Raw genomic sequence first — 18,913 nt, forward strand, 5'->3', positions numbered from 1 at the left:
TTGGATCGATCCGCCAGAGGCTTTGAGCCGGCTTTTCAGGTGCGTCTCACAGACATCAAGTGGACTGCTTCTGGCATACCAACCACTCAGCCCTACTGGTATCACGACGTGCCAGAGAAGAACGCGTGCCCGAGGATGACTGGTCTGCAATCTGCAGCACCACATGCCACACGACTGGTGTCATCGCGACACCACTCCGCGCCCACTTTGTCTGCTTGCCGACTTGTGCGTAGTGCCTGCGCAATATCGGCCGCAAAACACATTCCCGGAGCGCAACCGATGATGGTGCGATGCGTCATTACTGGCAGATTCCAAGCAGGCAGCACAGCTTCTTCAAGGACTGCAGCGTCCCCGCTCCACCGTAACTTCTTGCCAGCATACGGCCACCGATCGTTGCGCTAGCATCCGCCCGCACAGGATCGGGGGATCCGTCGTAGCACCGGGGAAATCTCGCGCCTTGCCCGCGCGGCCAAGACGGCCGCGCAGCTCACGCGTGCGTGCGTGTTTGACAGGACACCAGGCACGGACTTCAGCTCGACATCACCATGACGGGAAAGAGATGAACCCTGCCACCGCATCAAGGACGCTTGCCGGACTCCTCGCCGCGCTGACCATCGCCAACGCCCCTGCATTACACGCCGAGGACACGACGTCGCCTGCCGTCGGCAAGGAATCCATCGCCGATTTTGTCCGCGCTCCGGATGTCTCCGACGTCACCTTCTCTCCCGATGGCAAATATCTCGCGGCCATCGTCCCGGACCCCCGCAGCCCCTACGAAAACTACCTGGCCGTCCTGGACGGCAAGACCGGCGCACCGTTGCAGGCGCTTCGCGCCGGCAACCGGACCATGGTGGCCGCCTATACCTGGGGTGAACACGACCGCCTGTTCCTTTCACCGGCCGTCAGGCGCCGCGCGCTGGATACGCCGGAGATGACGGGCGAACTGATCGGGATCGATCCGGATGGAACCCACGGCGCCGTCCTGTTCGGCATGCGCGCCGGCGGCATGCATGCGGCAGGAAAGGTAGGCAGCCTGACCGCAGGCAGTTTGAAGCGCCAGGCCAACGCAATGCCCCTGGCGGTCGAATCGGTCGGCGAGGATGAAATCCTCGTGGCCGTCTTCGATTACACGAGTGGCCACACGGGAACCATCGGCGCCTCCCGCGCTGGCGCCTTCACCGATATAGAAAAGCTCAATGCCCACAGCGGCGCCGCAACGCTTCTTGGCCAGTCCCCCGTACGCAACGCCTGGCTGACCGCCGATCACGCGGCCCAGGTGCGCGTCGCCACGGCCAACGGCGACTTCAAGGGCGAACAGCTGTGGACGCGCGCGAACAATGACGCCACCTGGCAACGGGTCAATGATGCCGCGCAGTCCCACGTGGAAATCCTCCCGATCGGCTTCAATCGCGACAACAACAAGCTCTACGTCCGGGTACGCCAAGGCAGCCAACCGGATTCCATCGAGCTGATGGACATGCAGACCCAACAGCGAACCCGGCTCTACCAGGGTACGTTCGCCGACCCGGGCGAGTTGTTGCGCTCTTCCGACAACCAGGATTTCTATGCCGTCATCACCCATGACGGGCGCGACGGCCTGCACTACTTCAATGAAGAAAGCGACGAGGCGAAGCTCAACAAGCAGATCGCCGCGAGCTTTCCCGGCCAGCTCGTCTATTTCTCCAGCTTCTCCCGCGATGGCCAACATGCCGTGGTTCGCGTCATGAGCGACCGCAATCCCGGCGACTATCTGCTGTTCGACCGGAGCACCCACACGGCCAGCTTCCTGATGCATGCCGAACCCTGGATCCATCCTGGCCAGATGCGTCCGAAGGAACCCATCGAGTTGAAGGCCCGCGATGGGCTCGTGCTGCACGGATTCCTCACCACGCCGGAAGGCAAGCAGCCGTTTCCTCTCGTGCTGCTGCCCCACGGCGGACCCTACGGTGTGTCCGATGGGTGGGATTTCGACCCGGAAGTGCAGCTGCTCGCCAGTCGCGGCTACGCGGTGCTGCAGGTGAACTATCGCGGCTCGGGCGGCTACGGCGCGCAGTTCCAGACCATGGGTTACAAGCAGTGGGGCCTGAGCATGCAGGATGACCTCACCGATGCGACGAGGTGGGCGGTTGCCCAGGGCTACGCCGACGCCCAGCGCATGTGCATCTATGGCGCCAGTTACGGTGGCTACGCTGCACTGGAGGCGGCGGTGCGCACACCGGACATGTACCGCTGCGCCGCGGGGCTGGCCGGTGTCTACGACATGCGGGTGCAGTTGGACGACGGCGATGGGCCGGGCACCGATTTTGGCGACGCCTACCTGGCGGCGGTACTTGGCACGGATCGCGACGATCTGCTGAAGCGATCGCCGCTGAGTGGCGCGGCGCAGATCAAGTCCGACCTGCTGTTGATGCACGGCGAAGAGGACAACCGCGTCCCGTTCAAGAACTTCCAGGAGTTCACCAAGGCGCTCGACCAGCACGGCAAGCACTACGACACACTGGTCGAACCCGAGGAAGGCCATGGCTTCTTCCTGCCGGCGCATCGCGAAGCGGGTTACCAGAAGCTGCTGGACTTCCTCGCTCGCAACATCGGCACACCTACGACACCGGTCGCCGAGGGCACGCCAACGGCCCGCGTCAACCAGGGACCGTAATTACAGAAACATCCCGGTGCCCGTCGAGGCTCGACGGGCACCGGTAGCGTGGCTTCAGCCCCCGGCAAGCGTCAGGTTGAGCACCTCGGCCAGGCGGCGACCCGCTTCGCGAAGGCGCAGCTCGACGACCGGCAGCTCCTTGTCCACATAAGCCTGGTCAAGCTTGTGGCCCTCGGGATAGATGTCACGCGAGATCTGGCACGACTCTTCCGCCCACTGTGCATAGGCGTTGTCGAACGGCGCGATGGGCTTGGGCAAGGTCACGGTGCCGCGCGATTCAAGGTCGTCGGCATATGCCTTGTACTCAAGGCCACGGGTCTTGAGCATGCCCGAGTCCCACACGCTGTGCAGGTTGGTGCCCTTGCCGTTGAATTGCACCTGGTAGGCGTTGCCGCCCTTGTCATCACGCGAGCCGCCGTGCAGCGGCTGGTGTTCGTCGCCGATGAAGTGCACCACGAACTTGAGCGCCTCCAGGCGCGTCGCGTCGGACTGGCGCTTGTCACCCAGCACCTGCACGTAGTGATCGATGCCGGCGACGACGCACTGGCCGTCCTTGCAGTCACGCGGCGGCGTGTAGTTGCAGTCGCCGTGCGTGAAGTCGACATAGTGCAGTTCGCGGGTCTGCTTCCACAGCGCGTCCTTGGCGGGATCGTTGCGGATCTCGTCCGGCCAGCTGGCGATGTCCGCCAGCGACTTGGTGTTCTCCGGCGCCAGCAGTCGCTCCACCTCGGCCTCGGCCGCAGGACTCAGGTGGCGCTGTGCCAGGTCGGCCACGATGCTGTGGCCCAACTGGCCCCACGCGTGGGCGCCGGGGACCAGCGCAAGACAGACGAGGGCGGCAATGGCGGAACGACGCGGAAACAGCATGTGACGACGGCTCTTGGGCATAAGGAACCACGAAGTCTGCCACAGCCAGGTGACAAGCTGACGCGAGGCTGGCTTACACCTCGACGCCCGGCACCTCGAGCGAGCGGCCGTCGCCATCATGGACGCTCACATCCACCTTGATGCCCTGGCGCACGCTCTGGGTCACGATGCAGAAGTCCTCGAACTGGGCCAGCACGCGATCCAGATGCTCCAGCAACTCGGCCTTGTCCGACAGCTGCAGGTCGACGGCAATATGAGTGACGCGCCACCGCCCCTGCTCGTTGCGCGCGAGCGTCGCCTTGGCCTTGGCCCCGAGCTGGCCTGGCGTGTTCTTGTACTTGCGCAGGGCAAACAGCAGGCTGGCGCTGAGGCAGTTGGCCACGGCGGCGGCCAGAAGGCGCGAGGGATTGGGTCCGGCGTCGCGACCCAGCGGCGATGTCTCGTCGGTGGTCAGGTCGGGAATGGCGGTTTCGTCGAAGCGGACCTTGAACTCGTAGTCCGATACCTGCTCCAGCGTGATGCCGAAAGTCTGCTCTGTCTCGCTCATGAAGCTCTCCCTGGCTCGAGCCTCGAGCCAAACTGTTGATTCAAGCGTGTTCGGCCGATCCTGAACAGCCCGGCCGCGATGATCCGGGGCCCGGGATGAGGCGACACCCCGGTTCAGGCTAAAATGACGGTTTTACGGCGGACCCACAGCCGCCAATTCCGTCACCTCACTCCGGAGGACGCTGTCACATGGCCATCAAGGTCGCCATCAACGGTTACGGTCGCATCGGCCGCAACATTCTGCGCGCATTGTACGAAGCCGGTCGCACCAACGAGATCCAGATCGTTGCGATCAACGACCTCGGCAACGCCGAGACCAACGCGCACCTGACCCAGTACGACACCGCGCACGGCAAGTTCCCGGGCACCGTGTCGGTGGACGGCGGCGATCTGATCGTCAACGGCGACCGCATCAAGGTGTGCGCGGAGCGCGACCCGTCGAAGCTGCCCTGGGGCGCCCTGGGCGTGGACGTGGTGCTCGAGTGCACCGGCCTGTTCACCTCCAAGGCCAAGGCCAGCGCCCACCTCGCCGCCGGCGCCAAGAAGGTCATCATCTCGGCTCCTGGCGACAAGGACGTGGACGGCACCTTCGTCATCGGCGTGAACGACGACAAGCTGACCTCCAAGCTGGAAGTGATCTCCAACGCCTCGTGCACCACCAACTGCCTCGCTCCGCTGGCCAAGGTGCTGCATGAGAAGATCGGCATCCAGCGCGGCCTGATGACGACCATCCACGCCTACACCAACGACCAGGTGCTGACGGACGTCTACCACTCCGACCTGCGCCGTGCCCGTTCGGCCACGCACTCGCAGATCCCGACCAAGACCGGCGCCGCCGCCGCGGTGGGCCTGGTGCTGCCGGAACTCAACGGCAAGCTGGACGGCTTCGCCATGCGCGTGCCGACCATCAACGTGTCGGTCGTCGACCTCACCTTCGACGCCTCGCGCCCGACCACCAAGGAAGAGATCGACCAGATCGTCAGCGAAGCCGCCAACGGCCCGTTGAAGGGCATCCTGGCCGTCAACACGCAGCCGCTGGTGTCGATCGACTTCAACCACAACCCGGCCTCTTCCACCTATGACGCGACCCAGACCCGCGTCATGGAAGGCACGCTGGTGAAGGTGCTGTCGTGGTACGACAACGAGTGGGGCTTCTCCAACCGCATGCTCGACATGACCATCGCACTGATGGCTGCCAAGTAAGTCCTGCATCGGGTCATAGAAAAAGGGCCGGCTTGTCCGGCCCTTTTTTGTTGCAGCAAGCCCATGCGGTGCAATGTCGCGATGCGGGTGGTACGCGCATCGAGCTGATCCAGATCAGCGCCTGGCGGATCAACCGCGAATCATTATCGTCACGCCCTTCCTGACCCTAATGACGGAGATGTCCCCATGATCCGCAAGACTTTTGCCCTCGCCCTGCTCGGCCTGTTCGCCGCGCCGCTGTGGGCTGCCGACTGCAGCACCACCATCGAGGGCAACGATGCCATGCAGTTCAACCAGAAGAGCATCGAAATTCCCAAGACCTGCAAGCAGTTCACCGTCACGCTGAAGCACACCGGCAAGCTGCCCAAGGCCTCGATGGGCCACAACTGGGTGCTGGGCCACTCCGCGGACGAGGCCGGCATCATCGCCGACGGCATGAAGGCCGGCGCCGACCAGAACTACGTCAAGGCTGACGACACCCGCGTCATTGCCCACAGCAAGCTGGTAGGCGGCGGCGAGTCCGACACCGTGACCGTGCCGGTGGCCAAGCTCAAGGCCGGCGAAACCTACGCCTACTTCTGCACCTTCCCGGGCCATGCCGCGCTGATGAAGGGCACGCTGGCGCTGGGCAAGTAACAAGCGTGAGCCCCGGTGGATCGGGGAAGCAGCCAGCTTCGGCTGGCTGCTTTTTTTGTGCCTGATGACCTAACAGAAAAGGGCCGGTTCGTGACCGGCCCTTTTCCTGTCTGCGAGCTACAAGCCTCAGCCCAGCGAAGCCAGCGCCGAGTCGTAGTTCGGTTCGTTCGCGATCTCTCCCACCAGCTCGCTGTGCACGACCTGGTCGTTGGCGTCGAGCACCACGACGGCACGCGCAGCCAGGCCGGCCAACGGGCCGGAGGCAAGGGCGACGCCATAGTGCTTCAGGAAATCGTGACCGCGCAGGGTCGACAGGGTGACCACGTTGCTGAGGCCTTCCGCGCCACAGAAGCGGGCTTGAGCGAACGGCAGGTCAGCGGAGATGCAGAGCACAACGGCGTTGTCGAGCTGGCCGGCCTTCTCGTTGAAGCGGCGCACCGACGTGGCGCAGGTCGGCGTATCGATGCTGGGGAAGATGTTGAGCACCTTGCGCTTGCCGGCAAAGCTGGCCAGCGTCACATCGGCAAGATCCTTGCCGACCAGCGAAAACGCCGGTGCGTGCTCGCCCTTGGCGGGAAAATGACCGTCGACCTGGACCGCTTGGCCCTTGAGCGTTACCTGAGACATGGGGGACACCTCGTTGGACAGGGCCTACAAGTAGAACATGGCCTTGGCCAGAAAGACGATGCCCACCATGAGCGCCAGCACGATGTGGTGGGTGCGACGGAAGCTGCAGGGGTCGATCCGGCCGCCGCGTGCCTGCACCGCCCTCACGAAAACCGCCAGTACCGCCAGCGCCAGGGTCACCTTGGTCAGCAGCAGCCAGCCGAAATGGGTGTGCAGGCAGCGCAGCCCGGCGCAACGAACGGTAAACATGGCGACGCCGCTCGCATAGAGCGTCCCGACCACCCACGGCATCACGCGCCGTGCACGCTGCATCACCGCCTGCTCGATGCGCTCCATCGTGGTTCGGTCGAACGTCTGGTGCAGCGCGTCCAGGATCAGCACCTCGAAGGCCACCGCTCCCACGAACACGATGGCGCAGGAAAGGTGCAGCAGCAAAAGAAGTGGGTACCACATGCCGGTGTTGTCTCCGCGCGTCCAACGACATGAGGCCACCGGAACCCACTGGAATTCCCTGACCCGGGTCAAAGCGGACCCCGTCATCGATCGCCCGCCCGAGATCGTCGGACGGCCAAACGACGCGCGGCATTTCGTCGTGGGCCGCATGAAAATGCTTTGACTTGCGTCATCGCCTCAGCCCTGGAGCGCCCAGAGCATCTCCGCAACGTTCAGGGAGATGCGTTATGAGCAGTACACGAAAATTATGGTGTTGGCTCACAGCCTTGTTGCTGGTTTCTTTTGGTGTCCTGCTGTGGATCGGCGGCGAAGTGCACCAGCAGGCACCCCCGCTACCCCAGGCCGTGGTCACCACCGACGGCCAGACCTTGTACTCCGGCGCCGATGTCGACGAAGGCCGCCAGGTATGGCAAAGCATCGGCGGCCAGCAGCTGGGCACCATCTGGGGTCACGGCGCGCTGGTGGCGCCGGACTGGAGTGCCGACTGGCTGCATCGCGAAGCCGACGCCATGCTGGAACTGCTCGCCAAGGATGAAGGCGCCGCTTCGTTCAGCACCCTTGATGTCGAGCGCCAGGCCGCGCTGAAGGCACGCGTGCAGCAGGAGCTTCGCCACAATACCTACGACGCCGACAAGGGCACCATCACCGTCTCGAACCTTCGCGCACAAGCGATGGCAACGGTGGGCGCGCACTACGACAGCCTCTTCAGCAACGATCCGGCGACGGCGCAGCTGCGCAAGGCGTATGCCATGCGCGACAACACCGTGGGCGAGATGGAACATCGCCGCGTGCTCACCGCGTTCTTCTGGTGGACCAGTTGGGCAGCGGCCGCGGAACGCCCCGGCCACACCATCAGCTATACGCAGAACTGGCCGTACGATCCGCTGGTGGGCAACACACCCACGCCAACGGCCTTGATGTGGTCGGTGTTCAGCGTGATCTTCCTGATCTGCGGCATCGGCCTGCTGGGCTGGTACCACACCGTGCAGAGCCACAAGGAAGCACCGGCGCAGCCGCCCGCGAGCGATCCGCTTGCCGCATTCAAGGCGACGCCGTCGATGAAGGCCACCGCCAAGTACTTCTGGGTGGTGATGGCGCTGTTCCTGGTGCAGATCCTGCTGGGTGCCACGACGGCCCACTACCAGGTGGAAGGCCAGGACGTGTACGGCTACGCGCTGGCCAATGTGCTGCCGTACAGCCTCACGCGCACCTGGCATACCGAGCTTGCGGTGCTGTGGATCGCCACCGCCTGGCTGGGTACAGGCCTATACATCGCGCCGATGATCGGCGGCTTTGAACCGAAGTTCCAGCGCATCGGCGTGAACTTCCTGTGGGTGTGCCTCCTGATCATCGTGGTGGGCGCCTTTGCCGGCCAGTGGTTCGCGGTGATGGACAAGATGGGCCTCAAGTACAACTTCTGGTTCGGCCATCAGGGCTGGGAATACGTGGATCTGGGCCGCTTCTGGCAGATCTTCCTGTTCATCGGCCTGATGCTGTGGCTGTTCCTGGTGGGCCGTGGCTTGTGGCCCGCGATCCAGCGAAAGGACGACACGTCCTCCATCGTCGGCTTGCTGTTCCTCTCGACGGTCGCGATCGGCCTGCTCTACGGCGCCGGCCTGATGTGGGGCGAGCACACGCATATCGCGATGGTGGAGTACTGGCGCTGGTGGGTGGTGCACCTGTGGGTGGAAGGCTTCTTCGAAGTGTTCGCCACCGCGGTGATCAGCTACCTGTTTGTCCGCCTCGGCCTGCTGCGCGCACGCAGCGCCACCACCAACGTACTGTTCGCCACCATCGTGTTCATGGCCGGCGGCGTGCTGGGCACGCTGCACCACCTGTACTTCACCGGCACGACCACCGCCGTGCTCGCACTGGGTGCCAGCTTTTCGGCGCTGGAAGTAGTGCCGCTGGCGCTGATCGGCATGGAAGCCTATGACACCTGGCGCAAGCAGCACTCCGCACCGTGGATGGCCCGCTACCGCTGGCCGATCATGTTCTTCGTAGCAGTGAGCTTCTGGAACCTGGTGGGCGCCGGCATGTTCGGCTTCCTGGTGAACACGCCGATCGCGCTGTACTACATGCAGGGCCTCAACCTCACTCCATTGCACGGCCACACGGCACTGTTCGGCGTGTACGGCATGCTGGGCCTGGGACTGATGCTGTTCTGCCTGCGCGGCATCAAACCCGACGCGGAGTGGCGCGAAGGCTGGCTGCGCGCCGCGTTCTGGCTGCTCAATATCGGCCTCACCATGATGGCGCTGTTCACCCTGCTGCCGCTGGGCCTGATCCAGCTCCACGCGGCGCTCGAACACGGCTATTGGTTCGCGCGCTCGGCCGAAGTGATGGATACGCCGCTGGTACACCTGTTGGTGTGGTTGCGCGTACCGGGCGACAGCCTGTTCGCAGTGGGTGCAGCGCTGGTTTCGGTATTCGTCGCCTCGCTGTGGCTGGCTACCGGACGCAAGCCCGCTTTGAATTCCCAGACGGTACGCGACGGTCGATGAAGGCGAAGGGGCGTGCCGGCCGGCACGCCCCTTCGCTTCCCCGGACAACAGACACCCAAGACTCTCATGCTCGAGTTCTATCCCCAGATCAAATGGCTGCACATCGCGTGCATCATCGCCAGCGGCACGCTGTTCGCCCTGCGTGGCCTGCTGGTGCAGGCCGGTCGCGGAGAGCTGGCGCAATGGGCGCCATTGCGCTGGCTCAGCTACGCCATCGACACCACCCTTATCACCGCCGCGATGATGCTGCTCACCATCCTGCCACGCGGCATGTTCGCCAACGGCTGGCTGACCACCAAGCTGGTGCTGGTGGTCACGTACGTAACCCTGGGCGTGCTGGCAATGCGCCGCTCCGGCTCACCCGCCCTACGCCACCTTAGTTACGCCGCGGCCGTGCTGACCTACATCACCATCATCGGTATCGCCCGGGCCCACCATCCGCTGGGTTGGCTCTATCTCTGGTTCGCCTGACCCATGACCTTTTCACACGATCACGTGCTGGACGCCTGTTTTCTCGGGCCTTACGGCGAAAACGACACCCTGCTGGAAAAGCTGATGGTGGAGTTCCTGCGCGACCATGTTTACTGGCGCCGCAACTTCCACCCCGAAGACCCGCCGGCCATCGCCACCGCCGCTGCCCATCATCCGGACTATCTCGCATTCGAGGCACGCATGCGGCGCGAGCTGCACCTGCTCTCCGCGTCGCTGAAGAAATCGGTACCGTTCCATAGCCCGCGCTACATCGGCCACATGGCGTCCGACCTGCTGCTGCCGGGGCTGGCCGCGCACATGCTCACCTTGCCCTACAACCCGAACAACGTCTGCGAAGATGCAGCGCCGGTCACGGTCGAGCTCGAGGTAAAGGTCGGCCTGCAACTGGCGCGCATGCTCGGCTATCCCAGCGATCCGTCCCGCCCCGAGTGCGCCTTCGGCCACCTGACTTCGGGCGGCACGCTGGCGAACTACCAGGCGTTGCGACTCGCGCTCGCGCTGAAGGCATTTCCGGTGGCACTGCGCGCGGCGCGCGTACCCGACCTCGGCCTTCCGGATGATGACTGGCATGCCTTCAACCTCCGACAGGACGAAGTCATCGCCTTGCTGGAGGCGTGGCAACGCTGGCTGGGCGCACAGCGCGCGGATGTGGCGAGGGCGTGGCAGGCGCGGGTGGAGGCCGAACGCATCGAGCAGCGAGGCTTGCCCGCCTTCTTTGCGGCGCACCCACAATTGCAGCCCCCGCTGGTGATGGCGCCGATCACGGCGCATTACTCGTGGAGCAAGGGCCTGAAGTTGCTAGGCCTGGGTCGCGATCAGCTGAGGTTGCTGCCGACCCGGGGCATGCGGCTCGACGCCGACGCCCTGCATGTCGCGCTCGACCATTGCGCCCAGGCTCGACAACCCGTGCTGATGTGCGTGGCCGTGCTGGGCAGCACCGAGTACGGCACGATCGATCCGGTCCACGATGTATTGGCCGCAAGAAAGCAGTCGCGCAAGCAGGGCGTTGATTTCGCCGTGCATGTCGACGCCGCGTGGGGCGGCTATCTCGCCACCCTGTTCCGCAATGCTGACGGCTCGCTGCGTGCCCTCAGGGACGTTGCCGCTGATTTCGTGCATTTCCCCACGCGCGATGTGCACGCTGCCTTTGCGGCGCTGGGCGACACGGATTCGGTTACCGTCGATCCGCACAAGCTCGGCTACCTGCCTTACGGCACCGGCGCCTTCGTGTGCCGCGACCATCGCGCCATGACCCTGCTGGTGGAGCAGGCCGACTACGTGTTCAACGGAAACGCACCGACCGACTACATGACGCGCTACCGCAGCCTCGGCCAGTTCATCCCCGAGGGCTCCAAGCCCGGCGCCTCGGCAGCGGCAGCCTATGTCGCGCACCAGGTCATGCCACTGGAGCATACGCATTTCGGACGTCTCACAGGCGCGACCATTCACGCCGCCGAAGCGTTCCATGCCGCAGCGCAGAAGTTCGCCGCCACCATGGTGGGGCGTGCCCATGTGCTGGTGCCGTTCGAGCCGGACAGCAACCTGGTCTGCCTCGCCATCAACCCGTGGGGCAATACGCGGGTGGCCCAAGCCAATGCATTCGTTCAACGCCTGTACGACTCCTTGCGCTGCGATCCGTCGCGACCGCTGCAGATGAAGGAGTTCTTCGGCTCGATGACCAGCCTGCAGCCCGAGCGGCTGGGTCCACTCGACACGGCGCGCATCCTCGCCGCGCTCGGGCTTGATGCCAGCACCCTGGCGCCGGGCCAGGAGGCTGGTCGCCTGATGATCCTGCGCCATACGTTGATGAATCCCTACCTGCTCGATGCGCAGCACGGCCGCAGCTACATCGAACGTTACTTCGAATTCCTGGGGTCCCAGATACACGCGCTGACGCGTGCGGACGCGGCATAGTAGCGACCTTGTCCAAGCGCACGAGGCTCGCCACATGACCATCGCCCTGCTCGGCTACGGCCGCTTCGGCCAGGCCTTCGCCGATCTTCTGCACGATGCGGGACACACGGTGGCTGTGTTCGACCCGAACGCAGCGGTACCAATAGCACTGCGACGCGCCTCGCTGGCGGAAGCCATCGACGGCGCGGACTGGATCGTGCTGGCCGTATCCGTACCCGCGATCGAAAGCGTGCTGCGTGAACTGAAACCCTTGCTCAGCCAGGGACAGACGGTCATCGATGTGGGCAGCGTGAAAGAGCTGCCCTGCCGCCTGATGGACGAGCTGCTGGGCGCGGACATCGAACACGCCGGCACGCATCCGCTGTTCGGTCCGCTCAGCCTGGCACGCGGCGAACGCCCATTACGCACCGTGCTTTGTGCAAGTGAGCTGCATCCCGAAACAGCCCGCCGTACGCGCAGCCTGCTCGAATCGCTGGGCTGCGAAGTCATCGAACGCGACGCAGCAAGTCACGATCGCGCCATGGCCGAAACACATGCGCTGGCGTTCTTCATCGCCAAGGCACTGGTGGACATGGGTATCGGCGAAGACCTGTCGATGGCGCCACCCTCCTTCCTCGGCCTCGCCAACATGCTGGCCGCCGTGCGCGGCGATGCCGGCCACCTGTTCGCCGCCATCCAGCGCGAGAACCCCTATGCCGCCGAGGCGCGCGCCGCCCTGATCGAACATCTCGGCGCGATCCACCGCCGCCTGTCCGACGCGGAAGGCGCTGCGCTGTCCATTCCGGACATGAACGAACCGCCCTCATGAGCCACCACGATCTCCGCAGCTTTCTCGAACAGCTCGAACGCGAACGTCAGCTCCGGCGAGTCGCCGCGCCTGTCGATCCCTATCTGGAATCCACCTCGCTCAGCCTGCGCGCACTGCGCGAACAGGGTCCCGCCCTGCTGATGGAGCAGCCACACGGCGCGAGCCATGCGTTGCTGGGCAACCTGTTCGGCCATCGACGCCGTATCGAACTGGCGCTGGCCGGACGCCCCCTCGCTTCGCTGCGTGAACTGGGCCGGCTGCTGGCCTCGATCAAGGAGCCGCGCTGGCCGTCCAATCTGCGCCAGGCACTGGATACCTGGCCGGAACTGGCCCAGTTGGCCCACGTGGCGCCGCGACGCACCCCCGAAGCTGCATTCCAGTGCGAAACCCTGCGCGGTACGGACATCGACCTCTCGCGCCTGCCTATCCAGCACTGCTGGCCCGGCGACGCCGGCGAGTTGATCACTTTTGGTCTGGTCGTCACGCGCGGCACGCGTCAGCCACGCCAGAACGTGGCGGTCTATCGCCAGCAGGTGATCGGCGCCAATCGAGTGATCATGCGCTGGCTGCCGCATCGCGGCGGTGCGCTCGACTTCGCGGACTGGCAGGCCGCCCACCCCGGGCAGCCGTTCCCGGTGCTGGTAGCCATCGGTGCCGATCCGGCGACCATGCTGGCCGCCGTGGCACCGGTGCCGGATACGCTTTCCGAATACGAGTTCGCCGGACTGCTGCGTGGCCAGCGCACGCGCACCTGGCACAGCGCACTCACCGACCTGGATGCGCCGGCCGGAGCCGAGATCCTGCTGGAGGGTTTCATCCATCCACGGGATACGGCGCTGGAAGGTCCCTTCGGCGACCACACGGGCTACTACAACGCACAGGATCACTTCCCGGTATTCACCATCGAACGCATGCACCTGCGGCGCGACGCGATCTACCACGGCAGCTACATGGGCCGCGCACCGCATGACGAACCATCGGTGATGGCGATGGCCTTGAACGACGTGTTCGTGCCGATCCTGCAGAAGGTGTTCCCGGAGATCGTGGATTTCTACCTGCCGCCCGAGGCCTGTTCGTACCGCATCGCGGTGGTGAGCATCCGCAAGCAGTACGCGGGCCACGCAAGGCGCGTGATGATGGGCGTGTGGTCCTACCTTCGCCAGTTCACCTATACCAAGTTCGTGATCATCACCGACGAGGACATCGACGTGCGCGACTGGTCACAGGTGTTGTGGGCGCTCTCCACGCGGGTCGATCCGGCACGCGACGCCATGCTGGTGGAGAACACGCCGATCGACTATCTCGACTTTGCGAGTCCGGTGGCGGGAATCGGTTCGAAACTGGGCCTGGACGCCACCAACAAATGGCCTGGGGAGACGTCGCGCAGCTGGAGTCGTCCGATCGTGCCCGATGAAGCGGTGGAACGTCGCGTCGACGCCCTGTGGTCTGCGCTCAAGGCGACGTCCCCGGCAAATGCTGCTGCCCTCTAGCGCGCCGCTTCAGCGGTCCTTCGCTCGCGCTTCCTCAGGCACCTCGAGCACAGCCAATGCCTCGCGCAGCTGCGCCTGCAGCGCTGTCCACGAACGCTCCCATTGCCCATCGTGCGGCTTGGCCAGGCCGAAGCGCTGCAGCATCGCGTGCGCCTTCACCAGCTGGGCGCGCAACGCATCGATCTCGCCTTGTGCACGCTCGTAATCGTCCTTGCCCACCATGAGGACCTTGCGGTCACGGCATACGCCTATACAGGGCTGCGGTGCTTCGATCTTGCCGCAACCGATGCATTGCCAAGCCTGGATATAGTCGATCATCACACGGGTTCCTCGTTGCCGATGCGCCATCCTGTGCCACGCGGCACGTCCGCTCACTGACATCCATCAGATACCTGCCCTGGAACACATCGCGCCGCGACGGCATGCCACATATGCGGTGATCGTTCGCATGGGATGATGCAATCGCTACGCAAGGTTGCGACACCCTACAGGGATTTGAGTGATACGCCCGCGAACACCACGCTGGATAGCTTGGCTGGCCATGACGGCCATCTGGCTTGCCATCGTGGCGCCGGTGGTCTCGCAAACCGTCGCCGTCGCCGATGTACCCGCGATGGCGATGGGCATGGACTGCGATGGTCCCCACGACCATGCCCCTCCCCTCGCGCCGCACCCATCGTCGATGGAAAAGTGCGGCTACTGCGGCCTGCTCAGCCATCATCCGATGCTGCTGGCAGCTCCCTTGCCGGCAACTGTCAACCTGCTTCCGGCAGGCTTACCCCTTTCGTACAGCGCACCACCCAGCGCGGAACCCTCCGTACTGGCGGCTGCACCACGCGGTCCTCCCGTTTTCCCGCAGCGTTGAAACCCCTCACGTCGCTCTCGCGGCCCATGGCTGCCAGGCGTCCTGTTGCCTGCGAAAACGGAACACCTCCATGTCTGAACATTCCCTCCGGGAACGCGCGCCCTTCAATGCGCGGCCACTTCCCTGCCTGATCGCGCTTGCGCTGTATGCGGTGGCATCGCCGTCGCTCGCGTCGACCGACGCCGTACTGACCTTCCCTGCCATCGTGGTTACGGCCCCCATGCAGGAAAGCCCCTTGACCGTGGTGACCGATCCCAAGGCCCCGCGCCAGCCCGTACCCGCCAGCGATGGCGCGGATTTTCTCAAGAGCATTCCGGGCTTCTCGACCATCCGCAAAGGCGGTAGCAACGGTGACCCGATGCTGCGCGGCATGGCCGGCTCGCGCCTCAACCTGCTGGTCGACGGCGGCCAGATCGGTGGCGGCTGCCCCTCGCGCATGGATCCGCCAACGGCCTATATCTCGCCGCAGCTGTATGACCGCGTCACGGTGATCAAGGGTCCGCAGACCGTGCTGTATGGACCAGGCAATTCCGCCGGCACCGTGTTGTTCGAGCGCGACTTCAAGCGCTACACCAAGACGGATGCCTCGCTGGAAGGCAGCCTGCTCGGCGGCTCGGCCGGACGCAACGACCAGATGATCGATGTGCGCGCCGGTACGCCGGACGTCTATATGAATGTCAGCGGGAACCACACGCACGCCCAGGATTACGAGGACGGCGACGGCAACCGCGTGCACTCGTCCTGGGACCGCTGGAATGCCGATGCCGCCGTGGGCTGGACGCCCGACGACAACACGCGCGTCGAACTTTCCGCCGGCAAGGGCGATGGCCAGGCCGCCTACGCTTTCAGCGGCATGGATGGAGCGCAATTCCTGCGCGAGAGCGCGGGCCTGAAGATCGAACACGACCGGCCCGATGCCGTGTTCAGCCATATCGAGGCGCAGCTCTACTACAACTACACCGACCACGTGATGGACAACTACACGCTGCGCCATCCCGATCCGTCGAGCATGATGCCGATGGCGATGGCCAGCGACGTCGATCGCAAGACCGTAGGTGGTCGCGTCGTCGGCACCTTCGACTGGAGCGAGGCATGGAAACTGCAGGCCGGCATCGACGGCTCCTCCAGCGTGCACACCAGCCGCATGGGCGGCCCGCCGGGCGGCATGCTGCCGGACTACCGCACCCAGCCGCGCATGCGTGATGCACGCATGGACATGCTGGGTGCGTTCGGCGAGCTCAACTGGAACGTCGCCGAGCGCGAACGATGGATCGCCGGCGCGCGCCTCGATCGTGCACAGACACGCGGATACGACCTTCCCAACGACACATCGATGTCGGGCATGGGCGGCATGATGAACATGAGTGGCATGGGATCCCCCGCCCCGACCGTCGACGCCAGCCGGTCGCAGACGCTTCCCTCGGGATTCATCCGCTATGAGCGCGACCTGGCCGCGACGCCCGCGACGTTCTACGCAGGCATCGGCCATGTGGAGCGCTTCCCCGACTATTGGGAGCTGTTCGGCGGGCATGCCGACAAGGCACTCGCCAGCTTCGAGCAACTCAAGCCGGAAAAGACCACCCAGCTCGACATCGGCCTGCAGTATCACGACAGCAAGCTCAAGGCCTGGGTCTCCGGTTACGCGGGTGTGGTCAGCGACTTCATCCTGATGGACTACGGCTCGGGCATGAGCGCAGGCAAGGCCAGCAATGTCGATGCCCGCATCGCCGGCGCCGAAGCAGGACTGGTCTACAGCCTCAGCGAACGCTGGAAGGTCGACGCGACGCTGGCCTGGACCTGGGGCGAAAACCGTACCGAACATCGACCCTTGCCGCAGATGCCGCCACTGGAAACGCGCTTCGGCCTCACCTACGACACCGGCGTGTGGTCCGTAGGCGGGCTATGGCGACTGGCGGCCGCGCAGCACCGCGTGGCACTGGGCGAAGGCAATATCGTCGGCCAGGACCTTGGCCCCAGCGCCGGGTTCGGCGTGTTCTCGCTCAATGGAGGCTATCGCATCGACCGCGCAACGACCGTGAGCGCCGGCATCGACAACCTGTTCGACAAGACCTACGCCGAACACGTCAATGCGGCCACGGCGGGCCTGGTGGGTTACGTCAACACGGTGCGGGTGAACGAACCGGGCCGCACGTTCTGGCTGAAGCTGGACGTGAAGTATTGAGTCAAAGCGGAGGGCGGCGCCTGCCGTCCTCCGCGACACCGGCTACTCGTGGTGCGAATGTTCCGCCGGCGCATCCGCCGTCCAGGCCGGATCGTCGAAGTAACGCGGATAGTCGGCCACCGCCTTGCGCATGGCGGCCACTTCGGCCACGTCCTGCGGTCGGTCCTTGAGCTTCTGCGCCGCCGACAACAGCGGCACCAGCATGCTGTGCAGCACGGCATCCTGCTGCGGCTGCAACTTGCAGTGGGCGAAGATATAGGCACCGGCATCGAGAATCAGGCCGGCGCGATCCTGCGCCATCGCATCACTCATATGGCCCATCTCGTGGTGACGGAGCTCATCAAGCGCCTGATGGATGCGACCCATGCCTTCGCGCAGCGGCTCGTCGGCTATCCAGCGCGGCGTAGGCACCGGCACCTGCGTGCCATCGAAGGCGGCGTGTGCCGCATGGTCATGTTGGGGGGCGGCGCACACCGGGGCGGCGAGCGCCAGGGCACTGCACAGCAATAGCGCCAATCGCGATCTGGACATGCGGGTGACTCCTGCATCGTAGTGAAGTCGAGCATAGGCCCGGGTATCGGCATCTCCCCTGACGCATGTCAGCGACGCCTTACCCCGCGACAATCAGGATGCAGCCCGACGTCCTGGGTGTCGAGGTCTGCATGCAACTGGTCTGTCCCGCCGGCAACCTGCCGGCCCTCAAAGCGGCGGTGGATGCCGGCGCGGATGCGGTCTACGTCGGCTTGCGCGACCAGACCAACGCGCGCGCCTTCCCCGGCCTCAACTTCAACGACGAGGAGCTGCGGCAAGGCATCGCCTATGCGCAGACGCGCCAGCGCAAGGTCTACCTCGCGCTCAACACCTATCCGGACAGCGCGCGCCTGTCGCACTGGCATGCGGCGGTAGACAAGGCCGCATCGCTGGGGTGCGACGCCATCATCGCCGCCGAGATGGCTGTGCTCGACTACGCCGCTCACCACCATTCCAAGCTCGCTCGCCATCTGTCGGTGCAAGGCTCAGCCACCACCGCACCGGCACTGCGCTACATGCATGAGCGCTTCGGCATCAGCCGCGCCGTGCTGCCTCGCGTGCTGTCGGTGCAGCAGGTGGAGCGCCTGTGCGAGCAGGCACCGGTACCTCTGGAAGTGTTCGCGTTCGGCAGCCTCTGCATCATGGTGGAGGGACGCTGCCAGCTGTCCAGCTACGTCACCGGTGCCTCACCAAATCGTCACGGCGTGTGCTCGCCGGCGAGCTTCGTGCGCTGGGAGGAACATGGCGACGGCGGGCGCAGCGTGCGCCTCAACCGAGTGTTGATCGATCGCTTCGATCCTTCGGAGCCCGCCGGGTATCCCACCGTGTGCAAGGGTCGCTACGCCGTAGGCAGCGAAACCTTCCACGCGCTGGAAGAACCCACCAGCCTCAATACGCTCGAACTGCTGCCTCGCCTGGCGAGCGCCGGCGTCACTGCATTGAAGATCGAAGGACGCCAGCGCGGCGTGGCCTATGTGACCTCGGTGACACGTACCTGGCGAGAAGCGCTCGATCGCTACAGCGCCGCGCCCGAGCGCTGGCAGACACGACCCGAATGGCAGTCCGCGCTCGCCAGGCACGCGGAAGGTCACCAGACCACGCTTGGTCCCTATCACCGCCATTGGCACTGACACGAAGCACGC

At 64.9% G+C, this 18,913-nt stretch carries 17 protein-coding genes; 11 read left to right on the top strand and 6 right to left on the bottom strand.

Going from position 1 to position 18,913, the window contains the following annotated elements; all coding sequences use genetic code 11:
- Positions 1-559 precede the first annotated feature (559 nt).
- Entirely contained in the window at positions 560-2,653 is a 2,094-nt protein-coding gene (locus EPB08_RS13640; RefSeq protein WP_130619651.1) for an alpha/beta hydrolase family protein, read from the top strand.
- Positions 2,654-2,707: 54 nt separating this feature from the next.
- Here the strand turns inward: EPB08_RS13640 and EPB08_RS13645 are convergent, their stop codons facing one another.
- Together EPB08_RS13645 and EPB08_RS13650 are read right to left on the bottom strand one after the other, a co-directional pair.
- Positions 2,708-3,520, bottom strand: a complete 813-nt coding sequence (locus tag EPB08_RS13645) for a S1/P1 nuclease (RefSeq protein ID WP_130619652.1) — start codon at positions 3,518-3,520, stop codon at positions 2,708-2,710.
- Between the two features lie 73 nt (positions 3,521-3,593).
- Positions 3,594-4,067 carry an OsmC family protein gene (locus tag EPB08_RS13650; RefSeq protein ID WP_130619653.1) on the bottom strand — a complete coding sequence of 158 codons (474 nt, stop codon included), beginning with the start codon at positions 4,065-4,067 and terminating at the stop codon, positions 3,594-3,596.
- A gap of 188 nt (positions 4,068-4,255) precedes the next feature.
- Here EPB08_RS13650 and gap point away from each other — a divergent pair, with 188 nt between their 5' ends.
- Together gap and azu are read left to right on the top strand one after the other, a co-directional pair.
- Complete coding sequence (gene gap / locus EPB08_RS13655; RefSeq protein WP_130619654.1) at positions 4,256-5,269, top strand: type I glyceraldehyde-3-phosphate dehydrogenase; 1,014 nt, start codon at positions 4,256-4,258, stop codon at positions 5,267-5,269.
- Between the two features lie 189 nt (positions 5,270-5,458).
- Positions 5,459-5,905 (top strand): azurin, encoded by a 447-nt coding sequence (azu, locus tag EPB08_RS13660; protein WP_130619902.1) that lies wholly within the window; start codon positions 5,459-5,461, stop codon positions 5,903-5,905.
- 126 nt (positions 5,906-6,031) lie between these two features.
- On the opposite strand, the gene tpx is transcribed toward azu, so the two are convergent.
- Positions 6,032-6,532: a thiol peroxidase gene (gene tpx, locus EPB08_RS13665; protein WP_130619655.1), complete on the bottom strand. Its 501-nt coding sequence runs from the start codon at positions 6,530-6,532 to the stop codon at positions 6,032-6,034.
- Between the two features lie 24 nt (positions 6,533-6,556).
- On the bottom strand, positions 6,557-6,967 hold the full coding sequence (locus EPB08_RS13670) for a hypothetical protein (protein ID WP_229238339.1): 411 nt from the start codon (positions 6,965-6,967) through the stop codon (positions 6,557-6,559).
- Between the two features lie 245 nt (positions 6,968-7,212).
- Between EPB08_RS13670 and EPB08_RS13675 the strand changes: the two genes are divergently transcribed.
- The 5 genes from EPB08_RS13675 to EPB08_RS13695 all read left to right on the top strand — a co-directional run bounded on the left by EPB08_RS13675 (position 7,213) and on the right by EPB08_RS13695 (position 14,193).
- Positions 7,213-9,489, top strand: coding sequence for a nitric-oxide reductase large subunit (locus EPB08_RS13675; RefSeq protein ID WP_130619656.1), 2,277 nt, complete (start codon positions 7,213-7,215; stop codon positions 9,487-9,489).
- A gap of 66 nt (positions 9,490-9,555) precedes the next feature.
- The gene (locus EPB08_RS13680; RefSeq protein ID WP_130619657.1) at positions 9,556-9,960 is read left to right on the top strand and encodes a SirB2 family protein; all 405 of its coding nucleotides are present in this window, start codon (positions 9,556-9,558) and stop codon (positions 9,958-9,960) included.
- Positions 9,961-9,963: 3 nt separating this feature from the next.
- Positions 9,964-11,895 carry a pyridoxal phosphate-dependent decarboxylase family protein gene (locus EPB08_RS13685; RefSeq protein ID WP_130619658.1) on the top strand — a complete coding sequence of 644 codons (1,932 nt, stop codon included), beginning with the start codon at positions 9,964-9,966 and terminating at the stop codon, positions 11,893-11,895.
- Positions 11,879-12,703 carry a prephenate dehydrogenase gene (locus EPB08_RS13690; protein WP_267873354.1) on the top strand — a complete coding sequence of 275 codons (825 nt, stop codon included), beginning with the start codon at positions 11,879-11,881 and terminating at the stop codon, positions 12,701-12,703. The genes EPB08_RS13685 and EPB08_RS13690 overlap by 17 nt, the downstream gene beginning before the upstream one ends.
- Positions 12,700-14,193 (top strand): UbiD family decarboxylase, encoded by a 1,494-nt coding sequence (locus EPB08_RS13695; RefSeq protein WP_130619660.1) that lies wholly within the window; start codon positions 12,700-12,702, stop codon positions 14,191-14,193. Before EPB08_RS13690 ends, EPB08_RS13695 begins: the two co-directional genes overlap by 4 nt.
- A gap of 9 nt (positions 14,194-14,202) precedes the next feature.
- On the opposite strand, the gene EPB08_RS13700 is transcribed toward EPB08_RS13695, so the two are convergent.
- Positions 14,203-14,511 carry a hypothetical protein gene (locus EPB08_RS13700; RefSeq protein ID WP_130619661.1) on the bottom strand — a complete coding sequence of 103 codons (309 nt, stop codon included), beginning with the start codon at positions 14,509-14,511 and terminating at the stop codon, positions 14,203-14,205.
- A 223-nt stretch (positions 14,512-14,734) separates the two neighbouring features.
- On the opposite strand from EPB08_RS13700, the gene EPB08_RS13705 reads away from it, so the two are divergent.
- Together EPB08_RS13705 and EPB08_RS13710 are read left to right on the top strand one after the other, a co-directional pair.
- Entirely contained in the window at positions 14,735-15,058 is a 324-nt protein-coding gene (locus EPB08_RS13705; RefSeq protein ID WP_130619662.1) for a DUF2946 domain-containing protein, read from the top strand.
- A gap of 70 nt (positions 15,059-15,128) precedes the next feature.
- Positions 15,129-17,240: a TonB-dependent copper receptor gene (locus tag EPB08_RS13710; RefSeq protein ID WP_130619663.1), complete on the top strand. Its 2,112-nt coding sequence runs from the start codon at positions 15,129-15,131 to the stop codon at positions 17,238-17,240.
- A 42-nt stretch (positions 17,241-17,282) separates the two neighbouring features.
- Here the strand turns inward: EPB08_RS13710 and EPB08_RS13715 are convergent, their stop codons facing one another.
- Positions 17,283-17,771, bottom strand: coding sequence for a DnrO protein (locus EPB08_RS13715; protein ID WP_130619664.1), 489 nt, complete (start codon positions 17,769-17,771; stop codon positions 17,283-17,285).
- Between the two features lie 98 nt (positions 17,772-17,869).
- On the opposite strand from EPB08_RS13715, the gene ubiU reads away from it, so the two are divergent.
- Entirely contained in the window at positions 17,870-18,901 is a 1,032-nt protein-coding gene (ubiU, locus tag EPB08_RS13720; protein ID WP_229238340.1) for a ubiquinone anaerobic biosynthesis protein UbiU, read from the top strand.
- The last annotated feature ends 12 nt before the right edge of the window (positions 18,902-18,913 follow it).

The sequence above is a fragment of the Dyella amyloliquefaciens genome, assembly GCF_004296575.1.
Lineage (GTDB): Bacteria > Pseudomonadota > Gammaproteobacteria > Xanthomonadales > Rhodanobacteraceae > Dyella > Dyella amyloliquefaciens.